Genomic DNA, 21,748 nt, shown 5'->3' on the forward strand with positions numbered 1-21,748 from the left:
TTCGCAAGGAGATAAGTAATGAAATGGACATTCAAAATGACGCTAATGGCATTGACCGTTGGCACAATGAGCTTGGCAGGGTGCAGTAGCCCTGAGAGCACATCACCAGCCGAAGGCTCTGATACTGAGGTCAGCACTTCTACTAGCGATATACCAGTACAAGGCGTCACTGATACCGAAATCGTCTTAGGCGGCGCCCTTGATCTGTCGGGTCCATTTGCAGGGTTTGGTAATCCTGCGGTCGCTGGAGCCAACATGTACTTTGATGAAGTCAATGCGGCAGGCGGCGTTAATGGTCGAAAAATTCGCTATATCGTCGAAGATCATTCATATCAAGTACCAAAGGCTGTACAGGCCGCTAACAAGCTAGTCAGCCGCGATAAAGTATTTGCTATGCTAATGTCTTTAGGTACACCGCACAATTTGGCCAGCTTCCCTATTATGGATCGCGCCAATGTCCCTAATGTGATGCCAATCACCTTTGCAAAGCCCATGCAAGAAGAGGGTGCCTTAAATCGCCGTTATACGCTTGGTAGTACTTATTACGACTCAATGAAAATGGGTATGGAGTATTTAATTGCCGAAAATGAGGTGAGCAATCTGTGTGTTATGTATATCCCCTCAGATTATGGTGAGGAGACCAATGCCGCTGCTAAAGACATCGCTGATAATAACCCTAATGTGACTTTGGTTCAGGCCAGCTCACATCGTCCAGATGAAACAGACTTCTCTGGTGCGATTGCCAAACTAAAAGATGCTGATTGTGATCTGATTGCTTTATCTCTAACCATACGAGGCGCTATTACTGCAGTAGGTACGGCAAACGCCATGGGCTGGACTGATGTGAAATTTATCGCCCCTGCAACAGGGTTCCATCCTGCAGTTGCTGCGGCACCAGGCGGCGCAAGTGAAGGTTTATATGCAGTTTCGTATTACAACGATTTAGCGCTAAGAGCGGATGAGCCTGAAACAAAAGCTTTTGTTGAGAAGTTCAAAGCCGCAACAGGTGAGGATGTATCAGCAGGCGCTATCTTAGGGTATCTTGCAGCAAAAATTACGGTTGAAGGACTAACAGCCGCAGGTCAAGACCTAAATGCCGATACGTTTAATGCTGGTCTTGAGACGGTCAGCTTTGTTGATGGCATTACAGGATCTACCATAGCCATTACTCCTGAGAGCCATGTTGCAATTAACGACGTTTACCTATCACAAGTAAACAGTGGCGCATGGAAAACCATCACCCAGCTTAAATAAGTACTATTGATATTTAGTCTAAAAATATTTTATAAATAAGCGGATTGCTAGCCAGTCCGCTTATTTTTTGTGCAACAGACCCTAGATAACCTAACCATCGATTACTCCTGAATGCTTACCAATTATAAAAGCCAATGCTTATTTAATAAAAACTAAAGTTAACGAGTTTGACAAGATAGTCGTTTTATAATGACTGGAGAATAGGTATGATAAAGATAGATAATGGTTTGATGTGTAACCTCCATGCAAGTTAGGTATAGTGAAAAAGATTTTTTATTTTTTATGCATAACTGCCATTTTGCTTTATAGCCATATTTGTTGCTATTACTTGATAATAAGGAAACCATTATGAAAATATTCCCTATTTCGGCTGATTTTATTGCCACTGCCAATACCAGCGCTGAACAATACCACGATGATTATGAACGCTCTGTTGCCTCATCTAGTACTACTGATGTCTATTGGGCGGAGCGGGCACAAGCTATCGATTGGATCAAAAAGCCAACTATTATAAGCAATGTCAATTATGATTTAGACGATTTTCGTATCAAGTGGTTTGAGGATGGACAGCTCAATATTTCAGTTAATTGTCTAGATCGTCATCTAAAAACCAATCCCTATAAGCCTGCCATTATTTGGGAGGGTGATCATCCCTCTTCAAACAAAATCATCTCTTTCAAAGAGCTGCATAGTGAGGTTTGCCGTTTGGGTAATGCCATGCGCAAACTAGGCGTGCAAAAAGGCGATCGCGTTACGATTTATATGCCGATGATACCTGAAGCTATGATCGCGATGCTGGCTTGTGCTCGTATTGGGGCGGTACATTCAGTCGTATTCGGTGGTTTTTCAGCGGACAGTTTGGGTAATCGTATTGTAGATAGCCAATCTAAGCTGGTGATTACTGCCGACGAAGGCTTGCGTGGTAATAAGCACAGCCCGCTCAAGGTCAATGTCGATCGGGCGCTGGACATGGAAGGCACAGAATGCGTCGAAAAAGTTATTGTGGTTTATCGTACAGGTAACTCTATTCCCATGAGTGGTCGCCGTGATATTTGGTATCATACTTTAGTTGAGAGCGAGAGCGTACACTGCGAGCCTGAGGTTATGAATAGCGAGGATCCGCTGTTTTTATTGTACACTTCAGGCTCTACAGGCAAGCCCAAAGGCGTACTACATACTACAGGCGGCTATATCACTTATGCTTTGTCAACCTTTCGTGACGTCTTTGATATAAAAGACGATGATGTCTACTGGTGCACTGCTGATGTCGGCTGGGTCACAGGTCATACGTATGCCACTTATGCGCCACTAGCTAATGGCACCACTACGCTCATGTTTGAAGGTGTGCCTGATTATCCTACTTGGGCGCGAGTAGGCAATATTATTGACAAGCATAAAGTCAGCATTTTATATACTGCGCCAACTGCCATACGCTCGATGATGAAAGAGGGCAATGACTTTGTCAACGAGTCTGAGCGCTCAAGCCTGCGTCTGCTCGGAACGGTGGGTGAGCCTATCAACCCTGAAGCTTGGGACTGGTACTATAATGTCGTCGGTAATGGTAACTGTCCCGTTATCGACACGTGGTGGCAGACCGAAACAGGCGGTATTATGCTGGCTCCTATTCCAGGTACGGTAGCGCTCAAACCAGGCGCGGCGATGAATCCAATGTACGGTATCGTGCCAGATGTCGTCGATACTGATGATACTATTCTCGATGGCCCTGCTCATGGCAATCTAGTCATTAGTAGTAGCTGGCCTGGGCAGATGCGAGGTATTTATAATGATCATCAGCGCTTTTTAGAGACTTATTTTACCGACTATCCTGGGCATTACTTCACAGGTGATGGCGTTCAGCGTGATGAGGATGGGCACTACTGGATCACAGGTCGGGTCGACGATGTGCTTAATGTTTCAGGACACAGGCTGGGTACTGCTGAAGTTGAGAGCTCAATCGATGCGCATCCGTCTATTGTTGAAGCCGCTGTCGTTGGTATGCCACACGAAATAAGAGGGGTAGGCATCGCCGCTTTTGTCGTTCTTAGTATGGGAGAGGAGGCAAATAGCAGTTTGAAATCTGAGCTCAATCGTCATGTGCGTAATGAGATTGGCCCTATTGCTAACTTAGATGCTATCTACATCGTCGATGCGCTACCCAAGACGCGCTCTGGTAAGATCATGCGTCGTATCTTGCGTAATTTAGCCGCAGGTCAATATATCGGTCTCGGTGACTTGTCTACTTTAGCAGACAGTTCAGTGATCAATCAGATGATCGAAGTGGTTAAAGCGGAGCGCCGTGCCCATGATTGCTAATCATAGTGCAAGGGCTAGTCATAATGTAAAAACAGTAAAGATCGCTATTATCGGTGGCGGCTTAACAGGCTTAATGACCGCGACCCTACTTGAGCGCGCGCTTGCTAAGCAACCTAACCAAGCTGATGTGACTAGTAATAATAAAGCAGATATTACTATCTTTGAGAAATCTCGCAGCGTAGGTCGGCTAGCAACTCGCTATCGTACTAATAAAGATACTGATGCTAATACTAACACTGATCACGAGGTTAATAAACAGTGGCAATGGGCGTTTGGTGCGCAGTTTTTTACTGCTAAAACAGATGGCTTTTCGCAGTTCATAGCGCCTTGGTTAGATTCGGGATTATTACAGCCGTGGTGTGCGCAAGTGGTTGAGTTATTACCAGCTTCAGATGACAATCAGCCACCTACTATTGATAAAAACGAGCAGTGGGATAGTACTCACGCGCGTTTTGTAAGCACGCCGAAGATGACCAGTTGGGGTCGAGCGCTGGCTGATAATCTAGCATCTAGTACGGTCAAGTTCAAAACCCGTGTCGCACCTTTAAACGATCAACAGTACAACTCTACTACTAAGAAAACTGAGCTATTCGATGAAGATGGCGCAAGTTTAGGGCAGTTCGATTGGGTAATCTGTACCGCACCTAATGGACAAGCCATAGAACTGATGGCGGACAGTGGCTTTAGCGAGCAAGCCAAAATCCTCAAGCCAGAAATGCTGGCATGCTATACCTTAATGTTGGGCTGGGATAATCTTGAGAGCTTACCAGAGTCTTTGAACGCTAAGTCTTTAGATGATAAGTCTTCTAGCGCATGGGACGTAGCCTATGTGCAAGAGTCCATCCTCGATAGAATATTCGTTGAGCATCACAAGCCTAACCACGAACATATATTGCCTAGCGTCACGATTCACGCTGATAATGAGTGGTCTCAGCAGCAGGTGGATGAAGATATTGAGGAGATGACAAGGCAACTATTAGCCGAGGCAAAGCAAGCGTTGAACTGGAATGACGACACAGCACCTAGCCAAGTAGACTGTCATCGCTGGCGTTTTGCCTCAACGCTAATGCCGTTAGATATCGAAGGTGACGAGAAGCCATTAGGCTTGCTAATCGATAAAAAGAATCAATGGATCGTTAGTGGCGACTGGTGTGGTCAGGGTAATATTGAAAGCTGTTATCAAATGGCGGTGGAGACGGTTGTGGTTGTGACTGGGGTACTGGGGAAGTAGGTACTTATCATATTTTTAGATAATTATAATTATAAATTAGATAATTGTTGATGAAATTATTTCTCGGTGCTATGGTTCGCATTTATATTTTCAACTATTAAGAGTAATATCTATGAAGATGTGGTCAGCGTTCCTTGTCTCTATGCTAATGATGGCGCCAATCATGCAGGCGAATGCTAAGAATTATCCTTGTTCTGGTAAGATGAGCGGAGTGTCTCATTGTAAGAATGGCAAGTTTGTCTGTAATAACGGTAAAATTAGTCAGTCTAAAAAAGTATGTACTGGTTAAAGAAGAGTTTGACGTTTAATTAGAAAAGCTACGCTGACTCATGTTATCAGGTGTTTATAAACTACGTTCCGAACTTGCTTCATTTCTAATTCCCTCGAATTCGGGGGAATTAAAACCCAAACTATATCAATATCATCAACTAATTAACAACCTCACCCTCGACACGCTCCAACCGATCATTTTTAACTGAGCTAGTGTAGCCGATGACCCCGCCGATAATCAGTATCGCGCTGACGATAACTAAGAACTTGTCCGTTTTAAAGCCACTTAGCTTGACCAATCCTGCTCTAACAAATGGCAAGGCCAACGCGCCGCCAAGGATGAGCATTATTGCTGAAATCATCCCGATCTGAAACGCGCCAAGACCTGTGATAATGAACAGCGTGCCCGTGAGATAAGCCCAAAGCTTGCCTTTTCGCTCAGCCTTATTATCGATGGGCTCAGCTACGACTTTCGCCACGCCGCCACATTTAGGGCATATCGTAGCATTCGCATTTATACGCTTACCACAGCTCGCACATTCGGTTTTAATAGCCATATTCATTGATCGATTTATAAGTTTAATCAACTTTAACTGATTGGTGTTACTTGAGCAATTTATCCGTCAAATTTTGGACAAAAAAAGGCCTACAGAAGAAATACTGTAGGCTGAGGAAAACTGGCTAGACAGCTAAATGAATAGACTGTGGAATCAGTAGTTACGGCTTATTGTTGTTATTGTTTCTATGATCATTATTATCTTGCACACCTTGTTAACTGAGATAAGGCTCAGCTTATATTATTCAATCATTTCTTACATCTGCTTACACTTTTCAGTGTACACCTGTATAAGGCTACATTCTCATTGGTATATTTAAAATATATTGTCGATGAATATCACTACTAAGCGTTAATCCTTATGCGTTGCAAGAGTAGGGGTAGTCGCTGCTACTGTTACTCGTACATAGATGGCATGACGGCATCGATGAAAAATGCTAAGCTAGCAGCCTTTATGGTATTTTTAGCCTTATATTTATATTCACCCTTTATTATTAGACTGGTTTTGTCATGACCAAAAATATAGATACGCCGCCTTTGCAACCCGTACCAAACGATAAAAGCATTTTTAATCTGCCGAACAATTTAACGATTGCGCGTATTTTGATGATTCCCCTATTTGTAGCAATAGCCTACTGGCCGCCCGCTATGGGCATTGGACAGGCTGCGATCTCAGATAATGTTATCGCGCGAGTAGGGATGAGCGAGTTTAGCGATAGCTTATTGCGTCATTTACTATTGACAGGCGTCTTTATCATTGCCGCTATTACCGACTGGCTCGATGGCTATTTTGCGCGCAAGCTTAACGTCATGTCAGCCTTTGGACGCTTTTTAGATCCAGTCGCTGATAAGTTAATGGTCGCAGCGGCGCTGATAATCTTAGTACAGTGGCATCCCAATATCATCATGGCGATAGCAGCTATCGTGATTATCTCGCGTGAGATTGCCGTATCGGCACTGCGTGAATGGATGGCGGAGCTGGGCAATCGTACTAGCGTTGCAGTCTCTTATGTGGGCAAGCTCAAGACTACTTTTCAGATGATTGCAATTACCGTGCTGTTATTGAACTGGGAGTCGCTTGAGCTAATTGGTTACGGTCTAATGGTAGCAGCAGTCGTGCTAACATTATGGTCGATGTTTATTTATCTCAAGGCCGCTTGGCCTTATCTTAAGCAGAGTGGCTAGTTTATAGCTATATTGAATAACAAAAAATGCCAGTAAGCATGTCGCTACTGGCATTTTTATTGGCTAAATTTAAATAACTTACTACAGATTATAGCTCAATCTTAAAGGTCTCACCGATATCTTCAGCGGTTTTACCATCTTGGACTGCTGCTACTACCATCTTAAACATATTTACGGTTGAGCTACCGCTAATCCAACATTCTACGCCATGCGGGACGACTTTGATAAGTTGTACGTTTTCATCGTCTTGACCATGCTCAAAAAATGCATTGTACACAGGTGACCACAGCTCTTCCAGTCTAGCTTTATCAGCAGGTAGCTCTGCATTGGCGCTAACAGAGACGTAGTTCTTCTCATCTTGAGTAGCATAAGATAGGCCGATCTTTTTGTTATCCTGAATGTCTTTGACAACATCTGATGTTTTGTCACCAATAAACCAAATCTCTTTACCACCGATACTGGTTTCACTGGTTGTCATCGGCCAAGCATGCAGATCACCTTTACTATTGACGGTGGTCATCATGGCAAATTTTACATCTTTTACGATTGCTTGTACTTTATCGATATTATCTTGCTTACTCATATATTTATCCTTTTATTAACAGTACTAAAATTATTTTGTTTATCTTATTTTGGACTTGCTGGTTTTAGATTTATTACTTTAATTATCAATCTAGCGTTACTGAGAAATTCTCACCTAAGCTATCACCAACCGCGGTTTCTGTTACCGCTGCCGCCGTAATTTTAAGCGCGCTAGTCAAAGTATTGCCATTCTCCCAATATTCAGCGCCGTGAGGAATAACCTTTATGAGCTGGACTTTTGGATCATCAATACCCTGCTCAAAATAAGCGTTATAAACCACTGACCATAATTCCTCAAGTTTTGCCCTATCTTCAACCAGCTCTGCTTTACCCGTGATAGATAAGTATTTCTTATTATCCTCAGCAATATAAGATAGGTTTAGCTCAGGATTATTTTTGATATTGTCGACGGTTTGAGAAGGAGTATGACCAATAAACCAGATCTCTCTAGCACCGATACCTGTTTCAGTGGTGTTCATCGGGCAAGAGTGCAGATGGTCTTCATTGGTACGAGTAGTCATCATGGTATATTTGACATCTTTTACCATGGCTTGAATTTTATCGATATTTTCTTGTTTATTCATAATGTTTATCCTTGTCGTTATGACTATTATTGAACGATTTTCAATGCGGACTATTGATAGTTATTTTTATGTGATAAATCTTTATATCATGAAGCCATCTATACAATAGCGGATTATCTGAGCGATTATCTGTAGCTTGCCAGTAATAGGTTGTGAGCGCTTGTAAGGTATAGATAGGTTAAGTAAAATAGACAATGATATTGCCGCTCTTTTATAGAGATAATTTTTATATAAATTTGTCGCGCTTTGCTCCTGCTTATTGTCAGCCTTCTTGTTATAATACATCTCTTCTATTTTATATGGCAGTAATGCCGCCTCCATCCTATAGTCTATGGAACACGCCTCTATGATGACCATCGCTGGACAGCCGTTTTTGACTGATTTTCAATCGCAACAACTTATCACTCAGCTCACCCAAAAAACCGATCTAAACGTGACTCAAATTAGTACACAACAAGTGTATGTATTGTCGCGAGAATTGAGTAATGATGAGCATAAAAAGGCATTAGATTTATTCGGGATTCAAGACAGTACTGTGCATCATCCAGCGCAGGAGAATCAGCTACAAGTGATCGTCAGCCCGCGTTTTGGTACGATTTCACCTTGGGCGAGTAAAGCGACCGATATCTTTAATAATTGTGAAATTAAGATCAATCGTGTGGAGCGGGTGATTGTCTATACCTTGACTCTTGATAATAAAGTCAGTGAAAAATTGCCTAAAGCTGCTGAAGAGTTATTGTTCGATAAAATGACCCAAAGTCTAGTTTATGATTTAGATAAAGTCAGTCATTTGTTCGATGATAATGCACCAGCATCGCTCAATCATATCGATGTGATTGGCGCAGGTCGTGCTGCTCTAGAGTCTGCTAATACTGAGTTTGGTTTTGCCTTGTCCGTTGAGGATATTGATTATCTAATGAATGCCTATGTTAATGAGCTAGGCCGCAATCCAACCGACGTCGAGCTGATGATGTTTGCACAGGCTAACTCTGAGCATTGCCGCCATAAAATCTTTAATGCCCAGTGGACGATCGACGGTGAAGTAGCCGCTAAGTCGCTATTTCAGATGATTAAAAATACTTATCAGTCCAATCCACAAGGCATTTTGTCCGCCTATAAAGATAACGCAGCGGTGATGGCTGGCGCGGCAGGCTGGCGTTTTTATCCTGTGCCTACCGATGCTCAAGACAGCACTTCAGCGCACCCGTATAGCTTTCATCAAGAAGACATCGATATCTTAATGAAAGTCGAAACCCATAACCACCCAACTGCTATCGCCCCTTATGCAGGTGCGGCGACAGGTGCTGGCGGTGAGATTCGTGATGAAGGCGCAACCGGTCGTGGCGGTAAGCCAAAAGCAGGTCTGACAGGCTTTCATGTATCACACTTACACATTCCAGAGCTGGCTGAGAAATGGGAGCAGTCGGGTCAATTGAGTACTCAGGCTTATGGCACGCCAGATCGTATGGCAACCAGTCTGGAGATTATGACTGAAGCACCACTCGGTTCAGCCAACTTCTCAAACGAATTTGGTCGTCCTAATCTATGCGGTTATTTCCGTAGTTTCCAGTTGGATACGTCAGCGGCAAAAGACGGTAGCGAAATGCGCGGCTATCACAAGCCAATCATGCTGGCAGGTGGTTACGGCAATATCAAACGCAACCTCATTGAAAAAAACGCCATCCAACAAGGTGATTTATTAATCGTCCTTGGTGGCCCTGCGATGCAGATTGGTCTGGGCGGTGGTGCAGCGTCTTCTGTTGATAGTGGTTCACTTGATGAAGGCTTGGACTTTGCCTCAGTTCAGCGTGACAATGCTGAAATGGAGCGTCGTTGCCAAGAAGTGATGGATCGCTGCTGGGCACTAGCCGGTAATGATGTCGATGCCAGCAATAACGGCAAAGACGGTAACCCTATCGTGTCATTGCATGATGTGGGCGCGGGTGGTATCTCTAATGCGATGCCAGAACTGGTCAATGACCATGAGATGGGCGCGGTACTAAACCTGCGTAAAATCCCATCGTTAGAAGCTGGCATGTCACCAATGGCGATTTGGTCAAATGAAGCGCAAGAGCGTTACGTGTTAGCCATTCATCCCGAGAGCGAAGCGCAGTTTGATGCGATATGCGTCCGTGAGCGCTGCCCGTATGCCATCTTAGGTACGGCGACTGATGTGCGTCAGCTGATCCTTGATGATGAGTTATTAGCAGACCAGCCTGTCGATATGCCGATGCAAGTGTTGCTCGGTGGTACGCCACAGATGAAGCGTAGCTTTAGCCGTACAGAAACCAGCTTGCCAGCATTAGATTTAGACAAAGTGAATCTAGCCGAATCTATTACTGATGTCTTGCGTCACCCAACGGTCGCTAGCAAATCATTCTTGATCAGCATTGGTGACCGTTCTATCACGGGTATGGTCGTGCGTGATCAGTATGTCGGTCGCTATCAAGTGCCCGTCGCAGATTGTGCAGTTACCGCGACTGGACTCGTCGCGCTTGACGGTCAAGCCATGACAGGCGAAGCCATGAGTATCGGTGAGCGTACGCCTGTTGCCTTAATTAGTCCTAAAGCCTCAGCACGTTTGGCAGTCGGTGAAGCGATTACCAATATTGCTGGCGCACGTATTAATCAGCTATCAGATATCACGATGTCGGCAAACTGGATGGCAGCGTGTGGTGATGATGCGGAAGATGCCGCCTTGTTTGACGCGGTGCATGCTGTTGGTGAAGAGCTTTGCCCAGCACTTGGCATTGCAATCCCCGTCGGTAAAGACTCTCTCTCCATGCGCGCTAATTGGACGGATAGCGACACTAACGAAGACAAATCAGTGGTCTCGCCTATGAGCCTTGTGATTACCGCTTTTGCCCCTGTCGTTGATGTAGCAAAAACGCTAACACCTGAACTCATTAATGGTGATAGTGCTTTTTATCGGATTGATTTATCAAAAGGACAATTGCGTCTAGGCGGCTCAATCCTTGCGCAAACACAAAGCCAATTGGGTAACGACTGCCCAGATTTGGCACAGCCGAGCGACTTAGTTGATTTCTTTAACTTCGTCCAAGCGGGCAACGCGCAAGGCGTCATCAGTGCTTATCACGATATCGGTGATGGCGGCTTACTTGCCACTATCGCTGAAATGCAATTTACTAGCCGCCAAGGTATCAAGCTGTCATTGACTGATGATAATATACTCGGTCAGCTATTCAGCGAAGAGCTAGGCGCAGTCATTCAAGTATTACCCGAAAACGTCGCGGCACTAATGCAGTTAGCAGTAGAATTTAATGTTGATGACATGCTGAGCTTAGTCGGTCAAAGCACTGAGGAAGACAGCTTAATTATTCAAACGCCAGCGCTAATGGGCAAAGACACTTTAAACTTTAAGCGTTCTGAATTACAGCAAGAGTGGAGCCAAGTCAGCTATCAAATCGCCCGTCGCCGTGACAATCCAGAATGCGTACAGCAAGAGTATGACTTGATTAGCGATGCCAGTCATAAAGGCCTTATCGCTGCGCCAAACTTTGATTTGAATCAAAAGGTTGAAGAGCCATACTTGGCTAGCCGTGCTGATTCTGATAACAGCAGACCAAGAGTCGCTATCCTCCGCGAGCAAGGCGTCAACGGTCAGACAGAAATGGCAGCAGGCTTCACTCAAGCAGGATTTGAAGCGGTCGATGTACACATGAGTGATCTACTGAGTGGTCGTATCAATTTACGTGACTTCGACGGTCTGGTCGCTTGTGGTGGCTTTAGTTATGGTGATGTACTCGGCGCAGGCTCTGGTTGGGCGAACTCTATCTTGTTCCATGACGAGTTACGCATGCAGTTTGTCCGCTTCTTTGCCCGTCCTGATACCTTCTCATTAGGCGTCTGTAACGGTTGTCAGATGATGGCTCAGTTAAAAGACCTCATCCCAGGTGCAGATAACTTCCCACGCTTCATCGCCAACCAGTCGGCTCGTTTTGAAGCGCGTACGGTCAACGTAAAAGTCGAGCGTACCAAGTCTATCTTGTTCAAAGGCATGCAAGACAGTATCTTGCCAATCGCTGTGGCACATGGTGAAGGTTATGCCACACTAGACAACAACGAAATCGACGGTATGGCAAAACACGGTCAGCTTGCGATGCGTTATGTCGATAGCCAAGGTCATCCAACTGAGACGTATCCGCTCAATCCAAACGGTTCGGTCGGCGGTGTCACGGGTCTGTGTAGCACTGATGGTCGCGTCACTATCATGATGCCGCATCCTGAGCGTAACCTAAAAGCCTATAACCACAGCTGGAAACCAGAAGAGTGGGATGAAGACGGCGCGTGGATGCGTATGTTCCGTAACGCTCGTGCTTGGTTGCGTTAATATTTGCCAATACAGTTTGAGTTGTTTTAAATAATAAAAAAGGTGGGCTTAGGCTCACCTTTTTTGTGTATGTACCTAAAGTATTTGTTAACTTTCTCTTATGTCCTTTAGTGTATACTTAGGCTTAGCTTGACCAACCTGAATAACACAGAATTTCACAGAAACATATTTGTGTAAATATTCGCGATTTATAACATCTGGATCTGAAAAAGAATTATCGATTTTTCCTCTTATTAGAGTTTGGTTAGAATTTTCTATGAACTCAAAATTTCTAGAGTGGGGTAAAATTCCTACAAATTCACCACTATACTCTTCTTCATATTCATTGATGTTTTCATCTGAAAATCGACTAATGAGTTTATCTAGAGTTTCTTTTGAATCGATTCTTACTAGGTTCTGGTTATACTCAATTGCAAATAAGGCTTCACTGCGAAGCATAAGATCAAGAAAGTCATATACTTTACGAACAGCTCTCGGATGAATATCTTCTATTACATCACTAATTTGTTCATCTGTACCATCAATACCATAACGTAATAATTTTTGAATATCGTCGATAGCTTCTTCAGTCCCGTTTCTTTCTGCAATCAAATCTTGATTAGGTTCTGGTAATTCTAGTTCGAAGCCAAATGAGCCTGTTGCAGTGCCTGTAATTAAAAGTTGGTTTTGTTCTTTATTTGGTATAGGACCACAAGAACTTAAGTTATTATTTAGACTAGCTACTACACTTGCAACCATATCATTTAAACAATCAAGAGCTTTGCCAGAAAATTCTGCTGTAATACCGTGACTTCTATCAACTGGTTTGCCCCTAAATGTGAAAGTGGTCGTTTTAACTAACCTACGAGTATCAATTCTTTGAATATTTTCTTGTACACTTTGAAGACGAGACTCTAGACTTATTCTATCAACAATAGCATAAGAGGGCGTTTTTTCAATTAGACTTTCAAGTGTGCTTTTTTCAGCAAGCAACTTGTTGTAATCGCTTTCACGCATGATTAGACTCTGTAGTTAAACTAGTAATATATTCAGCAGCTCTTCTGTCATCTTCGGGAGATAAATTCATTTGAAAAAAACCTTTCCAAAGATTAGTCTCTCTTTGGTGTGACCACATACTATACCAGTAAGTACAACGCTCAATTGAGTCTGCATTGAACTCCGCATCCATATCTACCCAATAACAATCGACCCTGTATTGAGCCTTTGCCTGTGGAGCACTGAATAAAGGTAAATTTTGATTAACCCAATCTTCAAAATTGGGTATAGTGTTGCACAAATGAGAAAAAGTGACTACATCAATATCGTTTGGAGCGCGTCCAGCCAATACCTCTACATTCTCAACAAAACTACCGTTTATCCATTGAAAACCTGTTGTAATACCAGCAGAGTAGAGCGCTTGCCTGTATTCTAAAAATCCTATCAATATTTTTATTCGTTGAGCTGAAAGAGCAAAATCTTTTACAAATTGAACAATATTGACTAAATATGGAGAACGATTGGCACTATGTCCTGCTTCACCAACAGCAACCGGCGGTACAACTCCTTGTATATTCCACATTCTATATCTCTTTAAAATTTTATACAGATATTAAAGGTAATTATAAATAAATTATACCTTTAATTATAAACTAATTTTGGGCTTTAAGCTGATATCATCAATCGTAAGTTTGACACTAAGTTACACCTTTTAGTCCATTAGTCCATTAGTTCACAGTTAAAATTGCAAAGAGACTTAAATTTATGTGGTTTAACTTTTTAAAACAAAGGTAATTTTGAACCAATTGATACTAATAATTTCATTTTTCGTGAGAACTCAATACTGGGTATAGAATTTCTTATTAAAACCAGTCACCATTACGAAGTTTTTCTATATCTCTGTTGCTTGCTTTACGCACCATGCTGGATATTGCACCATTAGCTTGTCCATGATCTAACTTTGTAAGAAATATGTTGACCTCAGATTCATCTGCATGAAGGATCATATCTAGATAGTATCGTTGTTCAGCCTTGTTCAATGCGGTTTTTTTAAGCTGAAAAGGTCGATGTAGTGCAGCTTTGAGCAGTGTTGCTCTATACTTATTGTTTTCAATTACTTCAAAGTCTTGAGCATTTATATCTACGATCACGTTATATTCTGCAAATCCACTTTCAACAGAAACATCTAAAATGTAAATTCCGTTTTCTACTTTTGCTAGCATACGAAGATCATAAAAAACTATTTTTCTATCCACAACTATTCCTCTCAAAACCTAACCACCACAACTCACCAAAATCAATCCCAACCTAAAATCACCTTACCGCATTGTCCACTTTCCATGATATCAAAGCCTTGTTGAAAGTCATCAATGTGCATGCGATGGGTAATGATGGGCGATAGATCGATACCGCTAATCAGCATTTGCTCCATCTGATACCATGTCTCCCACATCTCGCGGCCATAGATACCTTTTAGGGTTAAAGCCTTAAAGATAATCTTGCTCCAATCCACCGTGGTGGTGTTAGGCAAAATACCCAAGAGCGCAATTTTAGAGCCGTTATACATGTTACTAATCATCGAATCAAAAGCCTGAGGTGAGCCTGACATCTCAAGCCCGATATCAAAGCCGTGCATTTTTAACTCAGCAATGGCGCCTTCGATGGTTTCACCTTTGGCTGGGTTTATAGTCATCGTCGCGCCCATTTTTTTGGCAAGCGCCAAGCGATAATCGCTGATATCACTAACCACAATATTACGCGCTCCTGCGAAGCGGCAAATCGCCGTTGCCATCGAACCAATCAGCCCCGCACCCGTAATCAGCACATCCTCACCAAGGACAGGAAATGAAAGGGCAGTATGCGTGGCATTGCCAAAGGGGTCCATGATGGCTGCCATCTCATCGCTGATACGCTCATCGAGCTTGATGACATTATCAGCAGGTATTACCAAATATTCGGCAAACGCGCCATCACGGTCAACGCCCACACCGATGGTGTTTTCACACACATGTAGCTTACCACGGCGACAGTTACGGCAATGCCCGCAAGCGATATGTCCTTCGCCAGTGACTCGATCACCCACTTCAAAGTGCTTTACACCATCGCCCATTTCGCTAATGATACCGACGTATTCGTGCCCGATGATCATCGGCGTCTTGATGGTTCTTTCTGACCACTCATCCCACTTATAAATGTGCAAATCTGTACCACAAATGGCGGTTTTTTTAATTTTTATTTTAACGTCATTGATGCCAACCGTAGGTTCTGGCATGTCTTGCATCCAGATGCCTTTTTTGGCATGGGCTTTAACCAGTGCTTTCATACTTTTCTCTTATGTAGCTGCATTTTATTGTTGAATTTAGATAAATACTGAACGACGCTTAATCAATCACTTTCATTTGCTTGGCGACTTTGATAAAGGCGGCGATACATTGGTCGAGCTGTTCGCGAGTATGAGCAGCAGAGAGCTGGACACGAATGCGAGCCTCGTCTTTGGGTACGACAGGATAAAAGAAGCCAATCACATAAATACCTTCTTCAAGCAGCGCATCTGCCATTTGTTGCGAGACATTGGCGTCATAGAGCATCACCGCACAAATGGCCGATTCTGTGGGCTTGATATCGAAGCCTGCATCTTGCATTTTCTTCACAAAATAGGCGGTATTTTCATGCAATTTATCTTGTAGGGTATTGTCTTGCGACAGCATCTCAAACGCTTTTACCCCAGCCGCCGCTACCATGGGAGGAATGGAGTTTGAAAACAGATACGGGCGTGAGCGTTGACGCAACATCTCAACGATTTCTTTTTTACCCGTGGTAAAGCCGCCAATAGCACCGCCAAATGCCTTGCCCAAAGTACCAGTGATCAGCTCAATATCACCACGTAGATCAAACAATTCCGTCACGCCGCCACCAGTGTGACCGACCACGCCTGCTGAATGCGACTCGTCAATCATCACCATGGCATCATATTTTTGTGCCAACGCATAAATTTCATCCATTGGCGCTACATTACCATCCATCGAAAACACACCATCGGTCACAATCAAACGAAAACGCTGTGCTTGCGCTGCTTGCAATTGCGTTTCTAAATCTTGCATATCCGCATTGGCATAGCGATAACGGGCCGCTTTACACAGGCGCACACCATCGATGATTGAGGCATGATTTAATGAATCAGAAATAATGGCATCATCGCTGGTCAGCAGTGGCTCAAAGGCACCGCCATTGGCATCGAAACAGGCCGCATAAAGAATCGTATCTTCGGTATTAAAAAACTTAGAAATCGCCGCCTCTAATTGCTTATGCAAATCCTGCGTCCCACAGATAAACCGCACCGATGACATGCCATAACCTGAGTTTTCAATAGCCTCGATAGCTGCTTTTTTAATCTCAGGGTGGTCAGACAATCCAAGATAATTATTGGCACAGAAGTTAAGCATCTCACGGCCATCGGCAATCTTGATTAGCGCATCTTGCGGAGAGGTGATAACGCGCTCGTTTTTATATAGTCCTGCCTCGCGTATATCGCTGATTTCTTGTTGTAAGTGTTTCTGAAAGTCTTGATACATAAAGATTCCTTTTTTTAATATTATTAGCGTTTGTATTGATAATGCAGATATAAGGACTGCTGATAGAACCAAACTGTAGTCATTTTAAAATAAAATTGATACGCCAATATTACCGTGCTACTGGTATAAATTTTACTTGCTTGCTGTGTCTACGCTGACAGAGGCTGCATAAAATATATCCCAGCATCACCGCATTGAGTGTAAAGTGAATAGACTATTTGCTTATTAGTATGGACTACCCACAAATCGCCAAATACTGACGTACGACATTATCCATGCCTTGCTCTAGCGACTCAATTGTAAACGCATGACCAATCGACACCTCAGCGATATCACCAAGGTTTAGCAAATCCGCCAAATTATCTAGATTTAAATCATGTCCCGCGTTGACGCGCATACCGTTTTCACTAGCGAGGTTAATACAGTCGCTAAAGCGTTGCTTGACCTCATCGAAACCAATGTTGTCATCGCTCTTACCATTGCTGTAAGCGCGTGCCCATTCTTCGGTATACATCTCGATTGTCTGTACATCACTCTCGATGACCGCTTTGATTTGTTCGATATCAGGGTCGATAAATACTGCACAGCGCGTACCGAAAGCTTCTAGCTCTTTGCTTAACGTTGATAAAAACTCATGATGTTTAATGATATCAAAACCATGATCCGAGGTCAGCTGATCGTCGCTATCTGGCACGAGCGTGCATTGATGCGGTTTTACTTCACGGATAATCTTTAAAAACTGCTCATTCGGATTACCTTCGATATTGAACTCAATCTCTGGATAGTCCTTTAAGAATGCACTGATATCATAGACGTCTTGGTATCTGATATGACGCTCATCTGGTCTCGGGTGTACGGTAAAGCCTTTGACACCTAGATCAATTAGCTTCTTCACAAAGGTCAACAGGTTAGGGTAGTCAGTACCGCGAGAGTTACGGATTAAAGCCAATTTATTCAAATTTACGCTAAACAATGTGCTCATAGTATTTCCTTTCTCATTGTTGTTATGGATAGATTTTTGGTTGTTAATGGCTAATAAAAATCGTTGGTATCAGCATACTTCTTATTCAATGCCTTTGAAATAGCATAAGTCTCTAAATCTACTTCGCCCGTTGGATTACGGGGTCGAAAGTGTAGCTGAAACGCATAGACGACATCACGACTGGCTTTGTCCCACTCGTCACTATTATTGATCTGATAGCCATAATTTCTGAATTCTTGCTTCAGCTCAGGTATCGTTGCCGCTGAAAATGCGTCTGTATCCATAAAAGCAACCTTATCAGCGTCATCATACCAAGCGCCGATGCCATATTGCTTATACAGTTGCTGCCAAGGAAACTTTGCACCGGGGTCTATCTTACGTGAGGGTGCAAGATCTGAATGACCGATGATGTTTTTTGGAGAAATCTCATAGCGTGCTGCAATATCTTTAACCAATTGCGCGACTTTTTTAATCTGTATCTCATCAAATTCTACAAAGTGCTCATAGGGATGATAGTCCAAATTATCATTCTTAAGTGCATTGAGATACTGCGGCTGAATACCTTTATTGACGATCTCAATACCAATAGAGGTGTCATTTATAATAGTACGACCTGCAAAGCTACCATCACCTGCGTGCCATGCGCGCTCGCTTTCTGGTACTAGATTATAAATTTTATCGTCGTCATTTTTTAAAATGAGATAATGCGAGCTGACTTTGCCAGCGGTTAATAGTTGAATAGAGCGCTCGTTATCGCTGACGGTATAGTGTAGGACGATAGTTTTGATGCGCTGGCTTTTACCTGTGGATTTGTAGGTTGTGTTATCGACGATAAAAGAGTCAGTATTAGCGATTGGAGCCGTGGTGGTGATACAGCCAACTAATGATAAGCTTAAACCAGCGGCTAATGCTAAAGCGATGAGATTTTTTGCCATGAAGTGCTCGGTGTAGGAATGATAATATAAAATACGCTATAGTTTCTTATATTAAATTTGATAACTATAGGATTTTTTTTAGATTCTATTAGAATTGAGCCTGTTTAAATGTAAAATAATAAACAGCTCTATGTCACGGCTCATAGAAGGTTACTACAGGATAAAAACTTTCCCCCACAATCTCAACTTTGAAATGTCTATTAGGATATTTTTTCATCAGATGATACTCCCAATTATGCTTTATAAGCTCCGCTACATTCATTATAGTGTCATCGCTAGATTTATCAGCTGTATTCAAGAAAATGTCATTCACTACTAATCTGTTCATACTTTCTTGAGCTTCAACTTTGTTAACCATGTTTAGCAAACCTTTATCATACATCTCACTAATTTCTTTTTCATAGATCCCTTCGATATTAAGTAAAATAACTCCTTTATATTCAAAAGTAATTGGTAATAGAATGGTTGATATTATCTCTATATCTTCAGGATAAATTTCTAAATTAATATAATTCCAAATATCAGTGGGTATATCGGAAGGAGAATTTTCAATCCAATTTACCCATTTTTTAAACTTCCAATTACTTATGTTTTTCATTATTTTAATCCTTCCTGACTTTCTTCCTAAGCACTACTTTCCAACTGTCCTCTAAACACTCAATCGCTAACCACGGCTCAATAATGTCAGCGGCAAACTTATCTTTTGAATTAGATAATTGCCATAGTTTTTCTAAAGTCGCAAACGGATAGGGGCGTTCGATTAAGTAAACAGGTAAATCAGCGCTAATTATGCCATTACGCACCACTTGAAAGTACCAGCCTGCGATACCTTGTTTGCTTATCCATGAGGCGATGTTCGGCACTTTGGTGAATTGACCAATTTGGTCATTGATTTTATAGCAAGGACGGCGCGGTTGTACAATACGTAGCTGCACGCTAGCACTGCCATCGACTTGCGCATCACCATACTGAAAAACATCACCAATACAAACCGTAGACTCATTTATATCAGGCAAGCCGTTAACAGGTTCGGTAATCAAGTTTTCGCCCAATGTGCCCATACGCACGTTTAGATCAAACTCAGCATTGATATGTCCATAAGTTGCTGTCGCCATTTGATGTACGGCTTTTAGGGAGCCGCCATGATGTTTACGATCGGCTTGCTCATCAGTGGTAAGACCCATAAAATCAACGGCGACAGGTGCTTTAATAGGCGCTTTATCGATAGCGCTCATTGCTTCTCGCGCAAAGGGCATGGCTTTGCCCGCGCGGACTTCGATAAGAGTGGCGATATGTAGCGGTAGATTTTGGTTGAAATCCGCTCCTTTTTTCGGTGGTGACGTTTTGATTAAGTCGGTATTCATCTAAGATTCCAGTTTTTCATATTATGTTTATCAAGCAGCAAAATATGGTTTAAAGAGTACAGCTATCTTAGCCTAATCATCGTTAGTTTTCAGCTCATAAATTAAAGGTCTTATCAAAATCTAAACATAAAAAAGACCAGAATATTAATCTGGCCTCTTTGATCTAGCATGGTAATTCTAATAAAGACTGTTTATAAAAATTACTATTTATTCTTGTTACGGCGACCTGCAGTTTTCTTTTCACGTGGTACAGCGACTAGCTCAGCTAGTTGTTCAGGCGATGACCATAGACCTTCAAGATCATAAAACTCACGGGCAGCAGGCATCATCATGTGCACAACGACAGCGCCAAGATCAATCAACGTCCAATCAGAATCATTACCGCCTTCACGGCCAAGAGGCATAAATCCTGCTTTCTTGGCATCAGCGCCAAGGCTATCCGCCATCGCGCGCACGTGACGTTTTGAGGTGCCATCAGCGATGACGATACGCTCCATCACGTCAGTTAGCTCTTCGACATTGAGCACAGTGATGTTTTTGGCTTTCATATCTTCTAAAGCGGTTTTTACCAGTGCTAAGCACTGCTCTAAACGCTCATTAGTCATAGTTGGGGTCATAAAATTAAATCTCTTAAATAATCGGTAATAATAAAATAGGATAATGCTGCTAACAGGCCTTATAAAAACAAGTTAAGAGCAATAAAACAAATATAGTGCGATTTTAACGGAATTAGTCAGCAGAATATAGCTGATGGGCAATAATATAATCATAAACCTTAGGATTTAATGATTTGGATGGTTGGTTTGACATAACCGCAGTGTCGCGAGCTGATGGTAATAGCGCATTGTTTTTGGTAAGATTTTGCTCACGAAACTGCTGGCGAATCTCAGTGCTAGATACACTCATGACGGCTCGAGTATCTATATAAATGCGTCCTTGGTGAGTATCTTTCAAGGGGCGGTCTTTCAACAGGTCATTTTTCAAGAAACCGTGCGCTAGTGCTTGATGGTCTGGCGTTACTGGTATAAATAACAGCTCAGAATATGACTCAGTCACCTGCGCTTGCAGCTCAACGGCGATCTTTTTAGCGAAAGCAGCTGTACTTTGTGCGTTTAGCATTAAAGTTTCATCACGATTAAACACCCATAAATTGATGTAATCCGTCAATTGTAACCCTTGTTTCCACTTATCTAAGTTACGCACACTATCCATACCCATGATAAATATTAGGCTGTCATGAGGATATTGATTGCGCAGCGTGCGCACACTATCGATAGTATAGACAGGTGGGGTTTGCCACAGTTCGAGCTCATCGATGTTCACAGGCGTCTCTTGCACAGCAAGGTTTAGCATAGCAAGTCGATCACTAGGATCAGTGCTTTGAGTCTTAAAAGGCGAGCGCGCATTAGGCAGTAAAGAGACTTGCAGCTCGCGTTTTCGTTCAGTTGCCATAGGTGCAAGCGTGTTATAGACAGCCATTGCCATTTGCATATGACCCAAATGTATGGGGTCAAAAGAGCCGCCAAGATAAGCGCGAATAGCAGGCTTTATATTTTTTTCAGCTTGAAACGGAGCAGGTTGTTTATTCATGGCG

At 42.7% G+C, this 21,748-nt stretch carries 20 protein-coding genes; 6 read left to right on the forward strand and 14 right to left on the reverse strand.

The genetic code is table 11. The annotated features are described in order from the left end of the window. The first annotated feature begins 18 nt into the window (after positions 1 to 18). The 4 genes from Q9G97_RS01235 to Q9G97_RS01250 all read left to right on the forward strand — a co-directional run bounded on the left by Q9G97_RS01235 (position 19) and on the right by Q9G97_RS01250 (position 5,087). Positions 19 to 1,254 carry an ABC transporter substrate-binding protein gene (locus Q9G97_RS01235; RefSeq protein WP_305899406.1) on the forward strand — a complete coding sequence of 412 codons (1,236 nt, stop codon included), beginning with the start codon at positions 19 to 21 and terminating at the stop codon, positions 1,252 to 1,254. A 348-nt stretch (positions 1,255 to 1,602) separates the two neighbouring features. Then, on the forward strand, positions 1,603 to 3,567 hold the full coding sequence (acs, locus tag Q9G97_RS01240) for an acetate--CoA ligase (RefSeq protein WP_305899407.1): 1,965 nt from the start codon (positions 1,603 to 1,605) through the stop codon (positions 3,565 to 3,567). Further along, positions 3,557 to 4,798, forward strand: coding sequence for an NAD(P)/FAD-dependent oxidoreductase (locus Q9G97_RS01245; protein ID WP_305899408.1), 1,242 nt, complete (start codon positions 3,557 to 3,559; stop codon positions 4,796 to 4,798). The genes acs and Q9G97_RS01245 overlap by 11 nt, the downstream gene beginning before the upstream one ends. A gap of 112 nt (positions 4,799 to 4,910) precedes the next feature. Then, on the forward strand, positions 4,911 to 5,087 hold the full coding sequence (locus tag Q9G97_RS01250; RefSeq protein WP_305900349.1) for a hypothetical protein: 177 nt from the start codon (positions 4,911 to 4,913) through the stop codon (positions 5,085 to 5,087). A gap of 139 nt (positions 5,088 to 5,226) precedes the next feature. On the opposite strand, the gene Q9G97_RS01255 is transcribed toward Q9G97_RS01250, so the two are convergent. Then, positions 5,227 to 5,625, reverse strand: coding sequence for a hypothetical protein (locus Q9G97_RS01255; protein WP_305899409.1), 399 nt, complete (start codon positions 5,623 to 5,625; stop codon positions 5,227 to 5,229). Positions 5,626 to 6,134: 509 nt separating this feature from the next. On the opposite strand from Q9G97_RS01255, the gene pgsA reads away from it, so the two are divergent. After that, positions 6,135 to 6,809 (forward strand): CDP-diacylglycerol--glycerol-3-phosphate 3-phosphatidyltransferase, encoded by a 675-nt coding sequence (gene pgsA, locus Q9G97_RS01260; RefSeq protein WP_305899410.1) that lies wholly within the window; start codon positions 6,135 to 6,137, stop codon positions 6,807 to 6,809. An 88-nt stretch (positions 6,810 to 6,897) separates the two neighbouring features. Here the strand turns inward: pgsA and Q9G97_RS01265 are convergent, their stop codons facing one another. Both Q9G97_RS01265 and Q9G97_RS01270 read right to left on the reverse strand, forming a co-directional pair. Continuing rightward, a complete protein-coding gene (locus Q9G97_RS01265) occupies positions 6,898 to 7,392 on the reverse strand; it encodes a pyridoxamine 5'-phosphate oxidase family protein (protein ID WP_305899411.1) in 495 nt (164 codons plus the stop codon). Positions 7,393 to 7,477: 85 nt separating this feature from the next. Beyond that, entirely contained in the window at positions 7,478 to 7,975 is a 498-nt protein-coding gene (locus Q9G97_RS01270) for a pyridoxamine 5'-phosphate oxidase family protein (protein ID WP_305899412.1), read from the reverse strand. A gap of 346 nt (positions 7,976 to 8,321) precedes the next feature. Between Q9G97_RS01270 and purL the strand changes: the two genes are divergently transcribed. Then, the gene (gene purL, locus Q9G97_RS01275; protein WP_305899413.1) at positions 8,322 to 12,326 is read left to right on the forward strand and encodes a phosphoribosylformylglycinamidine synthase; all 4,005 of its coding nucleotides are present in this window, start codon (positions 8,322 to 8,324) and stop codon (positions 12,324 to 12,326) included. Positions 12,327 to 12,413: 87 nt separating this feature from the next. On the opposite strand, the gene Q9G97_RS01280 is transcribed toward purL, so the two are convergent. From Q9G97_RS01280 to Q9G97_RS01330, 11 genes are all read right to left on the reverse strand, one after another. Further along, positions 12,414 to 13,322, reverse strand: a complete 909-nt coding sequence (locus Q9G97_RS01280; protein WP_305899414.1) for a hypothetical protein — start codon at positions 13,320 to 13,322, stop codon at positions 12,414 to 12,416. Beyond that, positions 13,315 to 13,884: a hypothetical protein gene (locus tag Q9G97_RS01285; protein ID WP_305899415.1), complete on the reverse strand. Its 570-nt coding sequence runs from the start codon at positions 13,882 to 13,884 to the stop codon at positions 13,315 to 13,317. Before Q9G97_RS01285 ends, Q9G97_RS01280 begins: the two co-directional genes overlap by 8 nt. Positions 13,885 to 14,164: 280 nt before the next feature. Then, complete coding sequence (locus Q9G97_RS01290) at positions 14,165 to 14,557, reverse strand: hypothetical protein (protein ID WP_305899416.1); 393 nt, start codon at positions 14,555 to 14,557, stop codon at positions 14,165 to 14,167. 41 nt (positions 14,558 to 14,598) lie between these two features. Then, complete coding sequence (gene tdh / locus Q9G97_RS01295) at positions 14,599 to 15,624, reverse strand: L-threonine 3-dehydrogenase (protein WP_305899417.1); 1,026 nt, start codon at positions 15,622 to 15,624, stop codon at positions 14,599 to 14,601. A 58-nt stretch (positions 15,625 to 15,682) separates the two neighbouring features. Further along, positions 15,683 to 16,873 carry a glycine C-acetyltransferase gene (kbl, locus tag Q9G97_RS01300; protein WP_305899418.1) on the reverse strand — a complete coding sequence of 397 codons (1,191 nt, stop codon included), beginning with the start codon at positions 16,871 to 16,873 and terminating at the stop codon, positions 15,683 to 15,685. Positions 16,874 to 17,108: 235 nt separating this feature from the next. Next, positions 17,109 to 17,855 carry a pyridoxine 5'-phosphate synthase gene (locus Q9G97_RS01305; RefSeq protein WP_305899419.1) on the reverse strand — a complete coding sequence of 249 codons (747 nt, stop codon included), beginning with the start codon at positions 17,853 to 17,855 and terminating at the stop codon, positions 17,109 to 17,111. A 50-nt stretch (positions 17,856 to 17,905) separates the two neighbouring features. Then, complete coding sequence (locus Q9G97_RS01310; protein WP_305899420.1) at positions 17,906 to 18,790, reverse strand: N-acetylmuramoyl-L-alanine amidase; 885 nt, start codon at positions 18,788 to 18,790, stop codon at positions 17,906 to 17,908. A 133-nt stretch (positions 18,791 to 18,923) separates the two neighbouring features. Then, positions 18,924 to 19,388, reverse strand: a complete 465-nt coding sequence (locus tag Q9G97_RS01315; RefSeq protein WP_305899421.1) for a hypothetical protein — start codon at positions 19,386 to 19,388, stop codon at positions 18,924 to 18,926. Positions 19,389 to 19,392: 4 nt separating this feature from the next. After that, the gene (locus tag Q9G97_RS01320) at positions 19,393 to 20,154 is read right to left on the reverse strand and encodes an MOSC domain-containing protein (RefSeq protein WP_305899422.1); all 762 of its coding nucleotides are present in this window, start codon (positions 20,152 to 20,154) and stop codon (positions 19,393 to 19,395) included. 203 nt (positions 20,155 to 20,357) lie between these two features. After that, positions 20,358 to 20,771, reverse strand: a complete 414-nt coding sequence (gene rsfS, locus Q9G97_RS01325; protein WP_305899423.1) for a ribosome silencing factor — start codon at positions 20,769 to 20,771, stop codon at positions 20,358 to 20,360. Between the two features lie 112 nt (positions 20,772 to 20,883). Next, on the reverse strand, positions 20,884 to 21,744 hold the full coding sequence (locus Q9G97_RS01330; RefSeq protein WP_305899424.1) for a nicotinate-nicotinamide nucleotide adenylyltransferase: 861 nt from the start codon (positions 21,742 to 21,744) through the stop codon (positions 20,884 to 20,886). Positions 21,745 to 21,748: the final 4 nt, after the last annotated feature.

The sequence above is a fragment of the Psychrobacter sp. M13 genome, assembly GCF_030718935.1.
GTDB classification, from domain to species: domain Bacteria; phylum Pseudomonadota; class Gammaproteobacteria; order Pseudomonadales; family Moraxellaceae; genus Psychrobacter; species Psychrobacter immobilis_G.